Origin of the sequence: Parasphingomonas frigoris (assembly GCF_036663815.1) — a bacterium.
In the GTDB taxonomy this organism is placed as follows: domain Bacteria; phylum Pseudomonadota; class Alphaproteobacteria; order Sphingomonadales; family Sphingomonadaceae; genus Sphingomonas.
In genome coordinates, this window is record NZ_JAXOJQ010000001.1 from 614,843 (window position 1) to 631,610 (window position 16,768).

The 16,768-nt window shown below is 68.8% G+C and carries 15 protein-coding genes; 11 read left to right on the top strand and 4 right to left on the bottom strand.

Annotation, left to right across the window (positions count from 1 at the left end; all coding sequences use genetic code 11):
• Window positions 1-11 precede the first annotated feature (11 nt).
• The 5 genes from U1872_RS02840 to U1872_RS02860 all read left to right on the top strand — a co-directional run bounded on the left by U1872_RS02840 (window position 12) and on the right by U1872_RS02860 (window position 5,001).
• The gene (locus U1872_RS02840) at window positions 12-1,355 is read left to right on the top strand and encodes a PepSY-associated TM helix domain-containing protein (protein ID WP_332791345.1); all 1,344 of its coding nucleotides are present in this window, start codon (window positions 12-14) and stop codon (window positions 1,353-1,355) included.
• A 72-nt stretch (window positions 1,356-1,427) separates the two neighbouring features.
• On the top strand, window positions 1,428-1,778 hold the full coding sequence (locus U1872_RS02845; protein ID WP_332791346.1) for a thiol-disulfide oxidoreductase DCC family protein: 351 nt from the start codon (window positions 1,428-1,430) through the stop codon (window positions 1,776-1,778).
• Window positions 1,775-2,269, top strand: a complete 495-nt coding sequence (locus U1872_RS02850) for a DUF427 domain-containing protein (RefSeq protein WP_332791347.1) — start codon at window positions 1,775-1,777, stop codon at window positions 2,267-2,269. Before U1872_RS02845 ends, U1872_RS02850 begins: the two co-directional genes overlap by 4 nt.
• 4 nt (window positions 2,270-2,273) lie before the next feature.
• The gene (locus U1872_RS02855) at window positions 2,274-3,617 is read left to right on the top strand and encodes an ABC1 kinase family protein (RefSeq protein WP_332791348.1); all 1,344 of its coding nucleotides are present in this window, start codon (window positions 2,274-2,276) and stop codon (window positions 3,615-3,617) included.
• 97 nt (window positions 3,618-3,714) lie between these two features.
• Window positions 3,715-5,001: a glycosyltransferase gene (locus U1872_RS02860; protein ID WP_332791349.1), complete on the top strand. Its 1,287-nt coding sequence runs from the start codon at window positions 3,715-3,717 to the stop codon at window positions 4,999-5,001.
• 65 nt (window positions 5,002-5,066) lie between these two features.
• Here the strand turns inward: U1872_RS02860 and U1872_RS02865 are convergent, their stop codons facing one another.
• Entirely contained in the window at window positions 5,067-5,594 is a 528-nt protein-coding gene (locus U1872_RS02865) for a phosphoribosyltransferase (RefSeq protein WP_332791350.1), read from the bottom strand.
• Between the two features lie 382 nt (window positions 5,595-5,976).
• Between U1872_RS02865 and U1872_RS02870 the strand changes: the two genes are divergently transcribed.
• Both U1872_RS02870 and U1872_RS02875 read left to right on the top strand, forming a co-directional pair.
• On the top strand, window positions 5,977-6,501 hold the full coding sequence (locus tag U1872_RS02870) for a class I SAM-dependent methyltransferase (protein ID WP_332791351.1): 525 nt from the start codon (window positions 5,977-5,979) through the stop codon (window positions 6,499-6,501).
• A complete protein-coding gene (locus tag U1872_RS02875; protein ID WP_332791352.1) occupies window positions 6,498-6,758 on the top strand; it encodes a hypothetical protein in 261 nt (86 codons plus the stop codon). The genes U1872_RS02870 and U1872_RS02875 overlap by 4 nt, the downstream gene beginning before the upstream one ends.
• 14 nt (window positions 6,759-6,772) lie before the next feature.
• Here U1872_RS02875 and U1872_RS02880 read toward each other — a convergent pair whose 3' ends face one another.
• Genes U1872_RS02880 through U1872_RS02890 form a run of 3 tightly spaced genes read right to left on the bottom strand, consistent with a single transcriptional unit; the run spans window position 6,773 to window position 9,842 of the window.
• Window positions 6,773-7,879, bottom strand: coding sequence for an NADH:flavin oxidoreductase/NADH oxidase (locus tag U1872_RS02880; protein WP_332791353.1), 1,107 nt, complete (start codon window positions 7,877-7,879; stop codon window positions 6,773-6,775).
• A gap of 20 nt (window positions 7,880-7,899) precedes the next feature.
• Complete coding sequence (locus tag U1872_RS02885; protein ID WP_332791354.1) at window positions 7,900-8,202, bottom strand: UBP-type zinc finger domain-containing protein; 303 nt, start codon at window positions 8,200-8,202, stop codon at window positions 7,900-7,902.
• Entirely contained in the window at window positions 8,199-9,842 is a 1,644-nt protein-coding gene (locus U1872_RS02890) for an FAD-dependent oxidoreductase (protein ID WP_332791355.1), read from the bottom strand. Before U1872_RS02890 ends, U1872_RS02885 begins: the two co-directional genes overlap by 4 nt.
• 382 nt (window positions 9,843-10,224) lie before the next feature.
• Between U1872_RS02890 and U1872_RS02895 the strand changes: the two genes are divergently transcribed.
• From U1872_RS02895 to U1872_RS02910, 4 genes are all read left to right on the top strand, one after another.
• Window positions 10,225-13,110 carry a TonB-dependent receptor domain-containing protein gene (locus U1872_RS02895; protein ID WP_332791356.1) on the top strand — a complete coding sequence of 962 codons (2,886 nt, stop codon included), beginning with the start codon at window positions 10,225-10,227 and terminating at the stop codon, window positions 13,108-13,110.
• Window positions 13,111-13,263: 153 nt separating this feature from the next.
• Window positions 13,264-14,115 carry a hypothetical protein gene (locus U1872_RS02900; protein WP_332791357.1) on the top strand — a complete coding sequence of 284 codons (852 nt, stop codon included), beginning with the start codon at window positions 13,264-13,266 and terminating at the stop codon, window positions 14,113-14,115.
• The gene (locus U1872_RS02905) at window positions 14,108-15,091 is read left to right on the top strand and encodes a hypothetical protein (protein ID WP_332791358.1); all 984 of its coding nucleotides are present in this window, start codon (window positions 14,108-14,110) and stop codon (window positions 15,089-15,091) included. Before U1872_RS02900 ends, U1872_RS02905 begins: the two co-directional genes overlap by 8 nt.
• On the top strand, window positions 15,088-16,767 hold the full coding sequence (locus U1872_RS02910; protein WP_332791359.1) for a Dyp-type peroxidase: 1,680 nt from the start codon (window positions 15,088-15,090) through the stop codon (window positions 16,765-16,767). The genes U1872_RS02905 and U1872_RS02910 overlap by 4 nt, the downstream gene beginning before the upstream one ends.
• Window position 16,768 lies beyond the last annotated feature (1 nt).

The window sequence follows — 16,768 nt, forward strand, 5'->3', positions numbered from 1 at the left end:
GGAGCCCCAGCATGTCCGATCCGCGTCCGCTCCGCCGCAAGGCCTTCTACAACGCGATGTGGCGCTGGCATTTCTATGCCGGTCTGTTCTGCATCCCCTTGGTCATCTGGCTGTCGCTGACCGGCGGCGTCTATCTGTGGCGCCCGCAGGTCGAGGCATGGCTCGACCGCCCCTATGATCAACTGGCGAGCGACGGGCCGGTCGCCTCGCCCGATGCGCAGGTTGCGGCCGCCCTGCGCGCCGTGCCGGGGGGGGCGCTGCGCAAATATGTCGTGCCCGAGGCGCCGGGACGCGCCGTGCGCGTGCTCGTCTCGCGCGGCGAGACGGTGTCGCGGGTTTATGTCGACCCGCGTTCGCTCGCCGTCCTGCGCGTCGCGGACGAGGAATGGCGGCCGTTCCGCGTGATCTTCCATCTCCACGGCGAGCTGCTGGCCGGCGCGGTGGGCAGCTATCTCGTCGAGATCGCAGCCTGCTGGGCGATCGTGATGCTGGCGAGCGGGCTGTATCTGTGGTGGCCGAGCGGGCGGAGCGGGTTGGCCGGAGTGGTCTATCCGCGGCTGCGCGGCGGGCGGCGGCTGTTCTGGCGCGACCTCCACGCCACCACCGGGATCTGGGTGTCGCTGTTCGCGCTCGCGCTGATCGTCACTGGATTGCCGTGGGCGAAGGGGTGGGGGGGCTATCTCGGCGAGATCCGCACGCTGACGGGGACGACGGGCCGCAGGCCGGTCGACTGGACGATCGGTGGCAAGGCGCCAAGGGCCGATGCGATGCTCGGTGAGCATGCCGGGCATGCCGGCATGGCGATGCCGGCCCCGCCGATCCGCGCGGGCGAGCTCGCCCGCGTCATCGCCACAGTGCGCCCGCTGGCGATCGCGCCGCCGGTGCTGCTGCTGCCGCCCAAGACGCCCGGCGCGCCGTGGTCGGTCGCCTCGGATGCGGCGGACCGGCCGCTGCGCAGCGATCTCCAGGTCGATGGCGCGAGCGGGCGGCTTGTCTCGCGGATCGATTTCGCAGAGCGCCACTGGATCGACCGCGTGATCGGCTACGGCGTGGCGGGGCATGAGGGCGCGCTGTTCGGGCTCGCCAACCAGATCCTCGGGACGATCACCGCGCTGTTTCTCGTGATCCTCGCCAGTTCGGGCGCGGTGCTGTGGTGGCGGCGACGTCCGGTCGGCCTGCTCGGCGCGCCGATCCGGCTGTCGCGACCGCCGGTCGGCGGGGCGCTGGTCGTCGCGATCGTCGCGCTCGGGCTGTATCTGCCGTTGTTCGGGGCGACGCTGCTGGCGGTCCTGCTGTTCGACCGCTTCGCGCTGCGGCATCTTCCGGCCACGCGGCGATGGCTCGGGCTGACCTAGCCCGAGCCTGCGGCGGAGCAAATTTTCGGGCAGGCGGGTGCGGAGCCGATCGCGAACCCCTACATGCACCCCATGACCGAGTTGATCGTCTGGCATGATGGTGCCTGCCCGCTGTGCGCCCGCGAAATCGCGGCGATGCGGCGGCTCGACCGCGCCGGCGCAATCCAGTTCGTCGACGCCACGCGCGCGGATGCTGCGTGCCCGATCGACCGCGCCGAGTTGCTCGCGCGGTTCCATGCCCGTGAGGACGGCGTGCTGCTCAGCGGCGCGGCGGCGTTCGCGGCGATGTGGCGCGCCATCCCGTTGCTGCGTCCGCTCGGGCTGGCAGCGCGCAACCGCTGGGTGCTGGCGGTGCTCGAGCGGGGCTATCGCCAATTTCTTCGCGTCCGGCCGCGGCTTCAACGTTTGGCGACGCGGGCATGAGGCCGCGTCCCGATCCGGTCCGCGTGGGGCAGGAGAGTGTCTGGTCTTATCCGCGCCCGGCGATCGCCGAGCCGACCAGCGCGCATCTGGTGATCGAGCATCGCGGCGTGATCGTCGCCGATACGCGGGCGAGCATCCGCACGCTCGAGACGAGCCATCCGCCGAGCTATTACATCCCGCCCGCCGACATCGCGCCTGGCCTGCTCCGCCGCGGGTCTGGGAGTTCGTTCTGCGAGTGGAAAGGCGCCGCGACCTATTGGGACGTCGTGATCGGCGACACCGTGCTGGCGGGAGTCGGCTGGAGCTACGCCAACCCCACGCGCGGCTTCGCGATGCTGCGCGACCATGTCGCTTTCTACGCCGGACCGTTCGATCGCTGCAGCGTCGATGGCGAGACGGTCGTGCCGCAGCCGGGCAATTTCTATGGCGGCTGGATTACCAGCGCGCAGGCCGGCCCGTTCAAGGGCGTGGCCGGAAGCTGGGGCTGGTAACCGCATGACCGACGACACGCGCGACGAGCGCTTCGATCCCAAGGCGATGGCAGTCCCGAGCGGTCGCCTGTCGCGCTTCGGCCATTTCGGGCGGCTCGCCGGCGGGGTCGCCGGCGGGATGATCGCGGAGGGCGCGCGACGACTGGCCGACGGCGAGCGGCCGAAGATGCGCGACATGCTGCTGACCCCTGGCAATGTCGGGCGGATCGCCGACCGGCTGTCGCATCTGCGCGGCGCGGCGATGAAACTCGGGCAGATGATCTCGATGGATGCCGGCGACATGCTCCCGCCCGAGCTTGCCGAGATCATGGCGCGGCTGCGCCAGAATGCGCACCGCATGCCGCCGCAGCAGCTCCAGCAGGTGCTGGCGGGCGAATGGGGCAAGGATTGGCGGACGCGCTTCGTCCGCTTCGACGTCACGCCGATCGCCTCGGCCTCGATCGGTCAGGTTCACCGCGCACAGACGCGCGACGGCCGCGATCTTGCGATCAAGGTGCAATATCCCGGCGTGCGCGAGAGCATCGACGCCGATGTCGACAATGTCGCCACGCTGCTGCGCGTATCGGGCCTGCTGCCGCGCGAACTCGACATCGCGCCGTTGCTCGCGGTCGCCAAGGACCAGTTGCGCGAGGAAGCGGACTACATTCGCGAGGGCGAACAGATGACGCTGTTCGGCGACCTGCTCGCCGATTCCGACGGGTACGTCGTGCCGCGGCTCGACCGGGAGTTCACTACGCAGCAGGTGCTGGCGATGGATTTCGTCGAGGGCCGCGCGATCGAGAGCCTGGTCGACGCGCCACAGGATGAGCGCGACACGGTGATGCGCGCCTTCATCGGCCTGGTGCTGCGCGAACTGTTCGAATTCGGCGGGATGCAGACCGACCCCAATTTCGCCAACTATCGCTATCAGCCCGCGACCGGGCGACTCGTACTGCTCGACTTCGGCGCCGCGCGCGCCGTGCCCGCGGCGATTGCGGAGGGCTATCGCGCGCTGTTGCAGGCGGGCGTTGCGGGCGATCGCGACGCGGCGCGCGAGGCGGCGGTGGCGGCGGGGTTCGTCGGCGATGGCGCGATCGTCCATCACCGCGCGGCGATCGACCGGATGATCGACGTGGTGATCGGCGAGATGTCGCGCGCCGGGCCGTTCGATTTCGGCGACCGCGGCTTCGTCGAGGTGCTGCGCACGCAGGGGATGGACGTCGCCGCCGATCGCGCCGCCTGGCACATCCCGCCCGCCGACATGCTGTTCGTCCAGCGCAAGATCAGCGGCACCGCGCTGCTCGCCGCGCGGCTCAAGGTGCGGATCGACGTGCGCGCGATGATCGCGCCCTATCTCGACGCGGCCTAAGCGCGGGAAGTCGCTTCGAATATACGATCGTGTGCGCTAGGGGCGGTGGGGGCTTGGCCGGTACTCACACGACGTTCGGGACGGAATGCGAAAAATAGTGCTGACGACGGTCGGGACGCTCGGCGACCTGCACCCATTCATCGCCATCGGTGTCGCGCTGCGTGCGCGCGGCTTCGCGCCGCTGCTGGCCGTCCCGGCCGATCAGGTCGACAAATGCCGCCATGCCGGTCTCGACGCGGTCGCGGTGCGCGCCGGCTTTGCCGAGATCGCTGCGCATATGGGGCTGAGCCATGACGATGCGGTCCGCCGGGTCATGGCGAACCAGCGGCTGATGCTCGAGGCGGTGCTGATGCCGGGGCTCGCCGAGTCGATCGCTGCGCTCGATGCCGTTGCCGTCGACGCCGAGGCGATCATCGCGTCGATCTTCGTCTTTGCGGCCCCGATCGTCGCCGAGAAGCGCGCTATTCCGCTGGTCTCGGTCATCCTCCAGCCGATGGCGATGCTGTCGGCCTACGATCCGCCGCGCACGCTCGATTTCTGGATGATGATCGGCCGGCCGGTCGGTCGTCTCGGCGCGGCGTGGAATCGATTGGCATACAGGACGCTGCGCTGGGTGATGGACCGGCTGTACGGTCGGACGATCGATCGGATCCGGCGCGGCTACGGTTTGCCGGCCGCCGGCGCGAAGACCCTGCTCGACCCGCCAGAGACTGCGTTGCTGCGGCTGGGATGTTATTCGCCCCAACTCGGCGCGCTGCCGCCCGATGCGGCGCCGTCGACGCGGATCGTGGGCTTTCCGATGTTCGACAGTGCGAGCGGCGAGTGCGATGTGCTCGATCCGGCGATCGCGGCGTTCCTCGCGGCCGGACCGCCGCCGTTGGTGTTCACCCTCGGCAGCTTCGCGGTCGATGGCGCCGGGCCGTTTTACGACAAGGCGAGCGTGGTCGCACGGCGGCTGGGGATGCGCGCGATCCTGCTGGTCGGCGGCACCGCGGCGCCCAGCGTCGAGGGCGATATCCTGCGGTGCGGCTATGCGCAGCATTCGCTGCTGTTCCCGCACGTTGCGGCGATCGTCCATCATGGCGGCGTGGGGACGACCGGCCAGGCATTGCGCGCCGGCAAGCCGCAGCTGGTGGTGCCGCATATGGGCGACCAGAACGACCACGCCTTTCGTATCGCCGCGATGGGCGTCGGGCTGCGGTTGCGACCGCGGCGCTTTTCGGTCGGGCGCGCGACGCGGGCGATTGCCGCGCTGCTCGGTGAGCCGCGCTATCGCGAGACCGCCAGCCGCGTTGCCCATGCGATGGCGAAAGAGCACGGCGCGGACGCTGCTGCGCAGGCGATCATCGCGGCGCTCGATCGGAACGTTGCGCTAGTGGCCTAGGCGTTTGCGAGTGCGCCATGCCCGCTGAGAACCATCTGGTGCCGAGAAGGTCCGCGCGCGCTGGCTTAGGCGAGCCGCTCGGGCACCGAGAGCGCCTCGTCGACGATCGCGGCGTTGGAGCCGACCGCCTCCCATGGGAAGACGAACCAGCGCTTGTCCTCGTGCCGATCGATCGTCTGCGACCAATACTCGACCGAGACTTTCGAATGCGTGTTGGTCAGCAGCACGGCGAAGCGCAGATTGTCGCCATCGCAGGCGTTGGCGATCAGCAGGGTGCGGATATAGTCGATCGTCCCGCCGCTATCGTTGATGTCATCGACGAACAGCAAGCGCGCGCCGGTGGCGCTCTTGGCCGCCAGTTTGGCGAGCAGTTCGTCGGCGAAGCCCGGCACGCGCGCCGAATGGTCGATCGACAGCATCGGCAGCGCGAGCAGATGCGAGAGGTAGACCGCCGGCACCAGGCCGCCACGGCCGATCCCCACCACGAAATCGGGTTGCCAGTCGGCGTTCGCGACCTGTTGCGCGACGGTGCGAACGTCGGCCAGGAAGGTGGCGTCGCTGATGTAATGGAGAATAGGCTCGGCGGTGCTCATGGCGCTGGTCTCCGACTCGTCGCGAAAGCGCGTCGCGTAGAAGCTGTGCGCGACCGGGGCAACAGCTGGCGCGACACAGGGCGCTCCGCGCGATGGCGGGTGGAACCGCCTATCCGGGTGCGCGGGGCGTTTTGGAGCGAGGAGCGGGTCCCTCGCCTCGTCTCCATTCGCGCTGCTGTGGTCGGAGGGTCCCCCGGCGCGCAGCGAAGCGCGGCCCGCAGCCCGCCTTTGGCATGCTCCGCGCCCGCGCAAGTGCAGCGGCGGCGGGCCGCCCGATTTTACGCGCGCTATATGGCGCGGGCGGGCAATCGCCATCGTGCCGTAACGGGGCGCGCTTCTATTACCGTCGGCGTGGATATCCCCCGTCCCGAGAGCTTTGACCATGACGCACGTCGCTGAACATCCCATCTTCGGAATACCGCCGGTTCGTCCACCACAGCCCCGGCGCGCGGCGCGTGTTGCGTCCGCACCGCAGTGCCGTGACGACCGCTGGCCCGCGGTCGCGGCGCGGCTCGCCGCCTTGCGGGCCGACCGGCGCCGCAGCGTTCGCATCGTCGACGTCGATTGCGGGAGCGGGCGGCTCCTGCTGTGCGCGGTGCGGCTGGCGCGTGCGCTCGGCTTCACCGCGATCGAAGCGCGGGGTGTCGACCCGGCCTCCGCGTTGATCGAGCGCGCGACAAAAGCCGCTGCCGCGCTCCGCGACCCGGCGATCGGCATCACCTTCGAAACGGGCGATTATGTCGATGCCTTGCGCGACGAGGCGCGCTTCCCCGCCGATATCGTCGTCTGGCATGGCTGCCACGCCGGCTGCGATGCCGCGGGCCGGCGCGCGGTGGAGGGGGCGGCCGCGCGCGCTGGCACGGCGACCATCACCGACGGTCCGGTGCAAGCGGACGACGCACGATGACGCATCGCGATCTTGCTTGGCGCGGGCTCGGCACCGGGTTGATCGTCGTCGCGGCGATCGTACGAATCCTCGACGCGTCGGGCGCGCACGCCGGGCTAGGCCTGCTGGCATTCCTGCTGGTCGTGGCCGGGCTGGTGCTGATCTTCCAGGGAAAGCGCGTTCCGGCTGCGCTGCGAATAGAGCGCAGCCGGCACCGCTTGTTGGCGCAAGCGATCCACGATCGACGGCGCACACATTCGGTCGATCGCGAGCGCTGATCCGGGCGGCGCGATCAGCGCGGCCGCAGGAGCTCGCGATACTGGCGCGGCTGCGAGCGCAGATACTGGTTCGGCGCGACGACCTGCGCGCCGAGCGCGGCGGCGGCGTGCCACGGCCAATGCGGGTCGTAGAGAATGCCGCGGGCGAGCGCGATCATGTCGGCGTCGCCGGTGCCGACGATCGCCTCGGCCTGGTCGGGCTCGGTGATCAGGCCGACCGCGACGACGGGCATCGTGGTCGCTTGCTTGACCGCGCGCGCCAGCGGCACCTGGTAGCTCGGACCGACCGGGATCGCCTGGCGCGGATCGAGCCCGCCGCTCGAGACGTGGATCGCCGCACAGCCGCGCGGTTCGAGCGCCTGCGCGAAGGCGACCGTCTGGTCGATCGTCCAGCCACCCTCGACCCAATCGGTGCCCGACACGCGCATCGTCACCGGCTTGTCGGCCGGGAAGGCGGCGCGCACCGCGTCGAACACCTCGAGCGGGAAGCGCATGCGGTTGTCGAGGCTGCCGCCATAGCGATCGTCGCGCTGGTTCGACAGCGGCGACAGGAATTGATGCAGCAGATAGCCGTGCGCGGCGTGGATCTGGACCGCGTCGATGCCGAGCCGCGCGGCGCGGGCGGCTGCCGCGGCGAAGGCCTCGACCAGAGCGGCGAGGTCGTCGCTGTCGAGTGCGCGCGGGGCGGCGTCGGTCGCGGCGAAGCCGAGCGCCGACGGGGCGACCGTCGGCCAGCCATTGGGCGCGGTCGGCGCGATCTGCTGGCCGCCCAACCATGGCACTTCGGTCGAGGCCTTGCGCCCGGCGTGGCTGAGCTGGATCGCGATCGGCATGTCCGAATGGCGCCGGATACTCTCGATCACACGCGCCATCGCCGCTTCGCTCGCATCGTCGTACAGACCGACATCGCCATAGGTGATGCGCCCCTCGGGCGTGACCGCGCTCGCCTCGATCGTCAGCAGCGCCGCGCCCGACAGAGCGAGCCCGCCGAGATGGATGAGGTGCCAATCGGTCATGCAGCCATCGACCGCCGAATATTGGCACATCGGCGCGATCACGATGCGGTTGGCAAGCGGAAGGCCGCCGACGGTGATCGGCTGGAACAGCATGGGTCCGGTCATGGGGGAATCCTGTGGAGAGCTCAGTAGAAGCGGGGGATCGGGCCGACCTGCCGCGTCTGGTCGGGCAAGTCGACCTCTTCCTGGTCGATATAGCACCACCCCCATCCCTCGGGCGGGTCATAACCCTCGATGATCGGGTGCTGCGTCGCGTGGAAATGCGCGGTGGCGTGGCGATGCGGCGAATCGTCGCAGCAGCCGACATGGCCGCACGTCCGGCACAGGCGCAGATGCAGCCAGGCGCTGCCGATCCGCAGGCATTCCTCGCAGCCGGCCGCGCTCGGAGTGACCGTGACGATCGTTTCGCTGTGGCGGCAGCGCGTCATCGTGCCGCTTCCGCCGAGCGGTCGGCGAGCAACGCGTGGATCTGCGCGACGACCGCGGCACCCTCGCCGACGGCGGCGGCGACGCGTTTGGTCGAGCCGGCGCGGACGTCGCCGATCGCGAAGACGCCCGCGCTGCTCGTCTCGAGCGCGCGCGGGCGTGTGCCGGTGACGATGAAGCCCTTGGCATCGGTATCGACGCAGCCGTCGAGCCAGCCGGTGTTGGGATCGGCGCCGATGAACAAAAAGAGATGGCGCAGCGCCTGGCGATAGGTTGTGCCATCGGCGCGGTTGCGGAAGGTGACGGCGCTCAACCCGCTGGCATGGTCGCCCTCGAGCCCGACGATCTCGCTGCCGACGTGCAGCTCGACATTGGGCAGCGCGGCGATCCGCTCGATCAGATATTGCGACATCGTCTCCGACAGATCGCGCCGCACGACCAGATGCAGCCGCTTTACGTGCGCGGCCAGGAACGCCACCGCCTGGCCCGCTGAATTGCCCCCGCCGACCAGGGCGACCTCCTCGCCGGCGCACAGCCGCGCTTCGATCGGCGAGGCCCAGTACGAGACGCCATTGCCCTCGAACGTCGCCAGATTGTCGATCGCCGGGCGGCGATAGCGCGCGCCCGAGGCGATGACGACCGCCTCGGCCTGGATCTGGTTGCCGCCGGTCAGGTACAGCACGGGGCGGGTGCCGTCGCAGGCGAGCCGATCGACCTGCAGCGGGATCGCCACCTCGGCGCCGAACTTGATCGCCTGATTGAACGCCCGCCCGGCGAGCGCCTGGCCCGAAATGCCGGTCGGGAAGCCCAGATAATTCTCGATCCGCGCCGACGCACCCGCCTGGCCGCCGGTGGCGCGTTCGTCGAGCACGATCACCGACAGCCCCTCGGACGCGGCATAGACCGCGGCGGCGAGCCCGGCCGGGCCGGCACCGACGATCGCGGCGTCGTAGACCGTTGCAGGATCGAGCGTCGGAGTCATGCCGAGGCAGGTCGCAACTTCGAGATCGGTCGGGTTGCGCAGCAAATGGCCATCGGGACAGACCACCAGCGGCAGATCCTCCGCGAGCACGCCGAGCCGCTCGACCAAGGCGCGCCCTTCTTCATCGCTGGTCGCGTCGAGCGTGAGGTTGGGATAGCCGCTGCGCGTCAGGAAGCCCTGCAACCGGGTGATCGCGCTACTGCCGGGCAGCCCGATCAGGATCGTGCCGGCGCCGCCCTGCGCGATCAGTCCAACGCGGCGCAGGATCAGCGCGCGCATCACGATCTCGCCGACATCGGCCGAGCCGACCATCAGTGCGCGCAGGTGCGCCGAGTCGAACGGCACCGCGCTGCAGCCCGCGGCGCCGGCGCGCCCGGCGGCGATCGAGGCGCGATCGGCGAGCTGGTTGACCTCGCCGGTGAACTGGCCGGCGCCGTGCGTGGTGACCGGCGCCTCGTGCGAGAGGCCGTCGCGGCGGACGACGTCGATCGTGCCGTCGAGCACCAGCCACGCGGGGGCGCCGCGCTCGCCGATCGCGTAGATCGTCTCGCCCGGTGCGAAACGGTGCTCGGGTCCGCTGGCGAAGCGCCGTGCGGTGGCGATCTGTGCCGGATCGAGCACGGGAAACATCTGATGTTCGCGCGACGCGACTGTGCTCATGGATGGGTCCGATCGGTGGGGATACGACAAGCCATCGGCGACGCCTTACGGGCTCGCCGTGGCGGAACGCCCCGCCGCCAGAACGTTTCCGCCCGGATCAATTGCGAGCAACCATGGTTTGCTCATCGCGACGCGCGGGGTCAACCGCGCTTACCCGATCGCCGACGGGCGAAGCGCGCAAAAGAGGCGGATTGCATAGGAGCGCCCCGGCGACAGACCCTGCAGGCGATAGCCGCGACTGCTGACCCGGCCCGCCTTTGTGACGAAAGTGCAACAGTCTTTCGCATTCGCAACAAAACGTCGATTTGGGACCATGTCGGCCATTGCCATCCCGATCGAGCTCGATCAGCCTTGCGATACGGGAACAGGGGTGGGCTCAATCATGAAGACATATTTGCGGTACGGTGTCGCGACGGCAGCGCTTTTGGTGTGCGATCTTACGGCGGCGCGGGCGCAGTCCTTGGCGCCCGAGCCAGCCGCCCAGGCGAGCACGGCCGCGCCGGAAGCGGCGGGCGACATCATCGTGACGGGGTCGCGCATTCGCCGCGATCCGCTCGACCAGGATACGCCGGTCGTCACCGTCGACCAGGCCTCGCTCGCGCGCACCGGCCTGTCGTCGCTCGCCGACGTGCTGCAGCGGTTGCCGAGCGCGAGCGGGGGGCTCAACAGCAAGGTCAACAATAGCGGCAATATCGGCAATCCGCCCGACGGTGGCGGCGTCGGGGCCGGGTCGGCGGAAATCGATCTGCGCTATCTGACCGCCAAGCGCACGCTGGTGCTGGTCGACGGCCTGCGCTTCGTCAACGGCGCTTCGGCGAGCGGCATTCCCTCGACGGTCGATCTCAACACGATCGCGCTGAGCTCGATCGACCGGATCGAAGTGCTCCAGTCGGGCCAGTCGCCGCTCTACGGTTCGGACGCGCTGGCGGGCGTCGTCAACGTCATCACCAAGGTCAAGCAAAAGGGGCTGCAGGCCTCCGCCCAGTTCGGCACCTTCCGCCAGGGCGACGGCCATACGCAGGATTATAATGCCAGCTACGGCATCCAGGGGCCGACGTCGAGCATCGTGTTCGGCGGCAGCTATGTGAAGCAGGAAGCGGTGCGCACCGGCGACCGCGCGCTGTCGCGCTTCCCCAATCCCGGCCAGACGAGCTGCACCGATCCGATCGGCGGGTGCAGCAGCGCGACGCTCAACGGCTTTTATTCGGTGCTGGGCCTGCCCAACCTGACGGTGAAGTCCGTCGTCACGGGCCGCCCGCGCTTCTCGCTGGCCGACCCGACCGGGCCGAACAGCGACTATCGCCTGCTGACCACGGCTGATCGCTTCAACTTCGCGCCGTTCAACTATTTCCTGACGCCGTCGGAGCGCTACGGCCTGTTCCTCAGTGCCAAGCAGGAGCTCAGCTCGACCGTCAACCTGCGCGTCAAGATGAACTATATGCGCCGCAATTCGCAGAACCAGGCGGCGTTCCTGCCGCTGTTCGTCGGGCCCGACGCAGGCAACGGCAACCTGCTCGACACGATCTCGATCGACGCGACCAACCCGTTCAATCCGTTCGGCGTCACGCTGTCGGCGGGCGGCGCGGGCAACCCACCGGCCAACTACTCGACCGTCCGCCGTCGCTTGGTCGAGGCCGGGCAGCGCACCTATACCCAGCACGTCAATACGCTGTCGCTGACCGGCACGCTCGACGGGTCGTTCCTGATCGGCAGCCGCAAGTTCTACTGGGACGTCAACGCCGTGTTTGGCTTCAACGACGCCCGGCAGACCTTCACCGGCAACATCAACGCCGCCAACCTCACGCGAGCGCTCGGCCCGGTGGCGAACTGCACCGGGGCGTGCGTGCCGTTCAACATCTTCGGCGGGGCGGGGTCGGTCACGCCCGCGATGCTCGCTTATGTCGGTTTCACCGAACTCGACCGCAGCTCGCAGAGCGTCAACGACTATACCGCGAACCTGAGCGGCAGCCTGTTCGACCTGCCGGCCGGACCGGTCGGAGTCGCGGTCGGCTACGAGCATCGCTACCAGGTCGGCGATTTCACCCCCGATCCGATCATCGCCGCCGGGCTCGGCGCCGACATTCCCGCCCAGCCGGCGCATGGCAGCTACAATTCGGACGAAGTCTATGCCGAGGTGCGCGTGCCCCTGATCCACGACACGCCGTTCATTCAGTCGCTCGAATTCGACGGCGCTGTCCGCCATTCCGATTATTCGACCAGCGGCGGCAACACGACCTTCACGGCGAGCGGCCTGTGGAAGCTGGTCACCGACCTGCTGCTGCGCGGCTCCTACGCGCAAGGCTTCCGCGCGCCGAGCATCGGCGAGCTGTTCGGGGCCGAATCGCGCTCCGATGCGGCGATCAACGATCCGTGCACCAACGTCGCGGGCTCGCCCTATCAGTCGTCGGCGACGGTACGCGCGAACTGCGCCGCCAACGGCGTGCCGACGAACGGCAGCTATCAGGAACCGACCGGCGGCCAGCTCGGCGTGCTGACCGGCGGCAACAAGGCGCTGCGGCCGGAAACATCGCGCACATGGCTGTTCGGCGGCGTCTATTCGCCGGCCTGGGCGCGCCAGAGCGGCTTTGCCAGCGCGCTCAGCCTCGAGGTCAATTATTATGACATCAAGGTCGAGAATGCGATCGCCGCGGTCGACGCGCAACTGACGCTCAGCCGCTGCGCACTGTCGGCGGATCCGCTGAGCTGCGCCTCGATCACGCGCACGCCGAGCGGCCTGATCTCGCGGATCAACGCACAGCTGCAGAATATCGGCGGCATCCGCACCCGCGGGATCGACGTCACCGCCATCTATCGCACGCCCCAGAGCAAGATCGGGTCGTTCGGCCTGTCGCTCAGCGGCAACATCCTGCTGAAATATACCGAGACCTTCCCGGCGGCGGTCGGGACGACGACGACCAGCTATCTCGGCACGACGCGCGGCTTCCCCGATCAATCCTACCCGCGCTTCAAGGGGACCGGCGTGCTCGACTGGCAGAATCGCGACTTTGCGGCCTCGTTCACCGGGCGCTACATCGACGGCGTGGTCGAGGGCAGCGGCACGCCGCTCGCCAGCCGCTTCTACGGTGACATCCAGCTTTCGGTGACGCCGCCGATCTTCGGCAACCGTGTCGGCCTGACCGTCGGCGTCAACAACGTGTTCAACCAGGATCCGCCGCCGTGCACGAGCTGCACTGGCCCCAATTACGACCCGACGACCTACGATGTGCCGGGGCAGTTCGGCTACATCAAGCTGACCTACAAGATGTGACCGGGCGGGGGATCGGTGGCCGGGCGACGGCCGCCGATCTTCCGTCCATTTTGTCGAAGACCAAAAAAAGACTCGTAAATACAGCGTCGTACTGCTTAACTGTCCGTAGGTCTGTTGCGTATCGCCGAACGGGAAATCCGTTGGGGGGAAGCGATGAGCAACGTTGCCGGCAAGGCCTATGCAATGAATGTCATCACGCCGATGCGACCGGCGCTGACATGGATCAACCGATCCGCCTTCATGGTGTCGCGCGCCTTTCCCGCGACGCTGCAGGGCCTGCTCGGCCTCGGGCTGATCCACTTCGCCCGCTGGGTGATCATCAAGCGCGACCAATGGCCGCAACGTGGGCAGCCCAAGCAGACATTGGTCAACGACTACATGCTGTTCGGCAGCAATTTCAACGGCACGTGGGACCAGTATATCGACGCCTTCGCCGACGGCCTGCCGAGCGGGCTCGACCTGCTGTGGTATGCCAGCACCAAATATCCGCATTCGATCCCGATCACGCCGTTCAAGAACTACATCCGGGTCAACCAGATCGACACGGGCTATTATTACAACGCCACGCCCGGCAGCGCGCAGCGTGACATCAAGGCGGCGCTGGTGCTGGTCGCCGGGTTGCGCGCGATCGATGCGGGCAGTCTCGAGGATGATGAGCTCGGCGCGGCCTACGATGCGCTGTTGCTGACGGTGCAGGGGGGGCTCGGCGCGCCGGGCTATGCCCCGGTCGCGAGTTGCGACACCAGCGTTGCCGACCGCCACCGCGCGATCGCGGTGCGCGAGCGGTGGGGGCCGCACGGCACCGGTGCACCGCCCGCCACGCGCCTGCTCGCCGCGGTTGCGCCTGCGGTCGTGCGCGGCGCCGCGGGCGACGAGGACGAGAAGCAGGCGGTTCGCGCGGCGGTCGGCGCGGTCGTCGCGAGCGCGTCGCGGATCGGCGAGGCGCCATCGCTCGACGCGCCGGCCCCGACGCCCGCCACTGCGGGGGAGACGCCCGATGCCTAATCTCGATGCTGGGCACTATTTCTTCACCGCCTTGGTGCCGGTCTGCAATGAGGGGATCGTCGCGCACGAGCCCGTCGCGGGATCGGCGCACACGATGAAAAGCTCGCCGATCCACCTCGTGCGCGAGACGCTCGAGACGCTGCCGACCGCGCTGCAATCGCACGCGACCGAGGCGATCGGGATCCAGAGCCCGTTCGCGCGCAGCCTGCGCACGCATTTCGCGCGCTTTCTCGTGCTCGATCGCCCGCATTACAACGGGCGCGACCCCGAGAATGCGATCCTCGAATCGCTCGCCAACACCGACTTACTCGCGCCGCAGCCGCAGGATTCGCTGAGCTGCCCGTACATCGTCGTGATGATCGATTTCGATCCGGTCGTGCCCGACGGTGCGGGCGAACCACGCGCTTATGTCGAGGAGCTGTGGGGCCTGATGTCGGTCGAGCTGAGCGCGGTGTTCCGCTATTGCTACGGCTTCGGCGCGGTACACGACGCCAAGAGCTTCGCCGATTTCCTGCTGCCCTGCCAGATCGAGACGGTGATGCCGTTCAACGATTATTGGACGGGCCCGCCGCCGCTCAAATCGCTGTCGATCATCGCGCTGGCGGTGCCGCCAGTGGCGGGGCTGGTGCTGCCCTTGATCGCGCATTTCGCGTTCGGCTGGTCGAGCCTGTGGGGCAGCGTGCTGGTCGCGCTGGCGCTGCTGATCGTCGGGGTGCTGCTCTCCTACGCCTTCGTGATGTGGAAGGGGCGGCAGCCTTTTCCGGGCAATCCCGATGCGACGCTGCCGCACGTGCTCAAGGGGCTCTATCTCCAGCAGGCCTTCACCCGTTTCGTCACGGCGCACCAGGCGGACACGCGCGAGGCACGCGGCGCGGCGTTCCGCGAGTTTCTGGTGCGACACCGCCCGGCCGACCTGGTCGCACCGACGCAGCCGCCGGGCGTGATCCGCAGTCCTTTCGCGGAGGATGGGGCATGACCACCACGCTCGACCTCGCCGACATCCAGGGCGGCATCCTGCGCGCATATGGCCGGCAGGGTTTTCCCAAGGCGCGGTATTTCTTCCTGACGATCCGCGACGCCGCGCGCGGCCGCGCTTTCGTCGAGGCGTTGCGCCCGAAGATCTGCACCGCCGCGCGCTGGAAGAATCCGGCGCGCGGCGAGCCGCTGCAGCGCACGCGCAACCCGCGGGTGAAGGATATCGTCCGCGCCGAGGGCGTGCCCGATTATCCCGGCGAAGTGCAGCTGATGAAGCCGACCGTCGCGATCAACATCGCGTTCACCTTCTACGGGCTGGCGGCGCTCGAGGTGCCGACGCGGACGCTGCGCGCGATGCCCGATGCGTTCATCGACGGGATGGCGACGCGCGCCTCGATCCTCGGAGACGATCCGTTTCTCGAGCGGCGCGACGCGGTGTGGCGCCAGTCGCAGGGGGCGACGCGGGTCCATCTGCTCGTCTCGATGAATGCCGAAATGAAGCCCGACGGCACGCCGACCGACGATCTCGAGCGCGAGACGGCGATGCTCCAGCAGCTCTGTGCCGACTCGCACGGCGGGGTCGTGCTGCTTCCCGGGACCGGGCCCGACGAGGCGCTGTGGCAGGACATGTCGGCGGTGATGCACGACGATCCCGACGGGCCGAAGCCGAGCAACAAGGAGCATTTCGGCCTGTCCGACGGCTTTGGCGACCCGGTGTTCGAAGGGCAATTGTCGCCCGAGGCCGAGCGGCTGCGCGTGATCGGCGGGGGCAAGCTGTTGCCCGACCGCAGCTGGGCGCCGATCGCGACCGGCGAGTTCCTGCTCGGTTACCCCGACGAAGCGCAGGAAATCCCAGATGCGGCGATGCCGATCGAGTTCAGCCGCAACGGCACCTTCATGGCGTATCGCAAGCTGCACGAGGATGTCGCGGCGTTCGACGCGATGATCGCCGAGCAGGGGCGGGGCTACGCCGCGCAGTTCGGCGTGCCGCAGGACGAGGCCGAGGACACGGTGAAGGCCAAGCTCGTCGGGCGCTGGCGCGACGGCGTGCCGCTGATGGCCGCCCCGACCTATGCCGCGTGGCGCGCGTTCAATGCCGAGCTGACCGCGGCGCACCAAGCCGACGACAAGCCGCGCCTTGCCCAGCTCGCGCTGAAGTTCACCGATTTCACCTATCGGCCCGATCCTGCGGGCAGCATTTGCCCCGCGACCTCGCATCTGCGTCGCGCCAACCCGCGCGACATGCTCGACCCGCATTTCGGATCGTCGGATCCAGGCGACGGATCGGCGCTGGTCAACCGCCGCCGAATCCTGCGGCGCGGGCTGCCCTATGGCCGCTACGATCGCGCCGCGCCCGCCGATCATGGCGACCACGGCATCATCTTCCTCGCGATCTGCGCCGATCTCACGCGGCAGTTCGAATTCGTCCAGCAGCAGTGGATGCAATATGGGCTCGACTTCAACGCCGGCAGCGACACCTGCCCGATCATCGGCAACCATCCGCCGGAGCACGATCCCAAGCTGGTGATCATCGCCGACGCGAAAGCCAAGGGCGCGCGCCCGTTCGTCTGCCAGCCGCTCCCGCAGCTCGTCGAGCCGCGCGGTGGCGATTACTTCTTCATCCCCAGCATGACCGCGTTGCGGCTGATCGGCATGGGCATCGTCGACCCGACCTGAA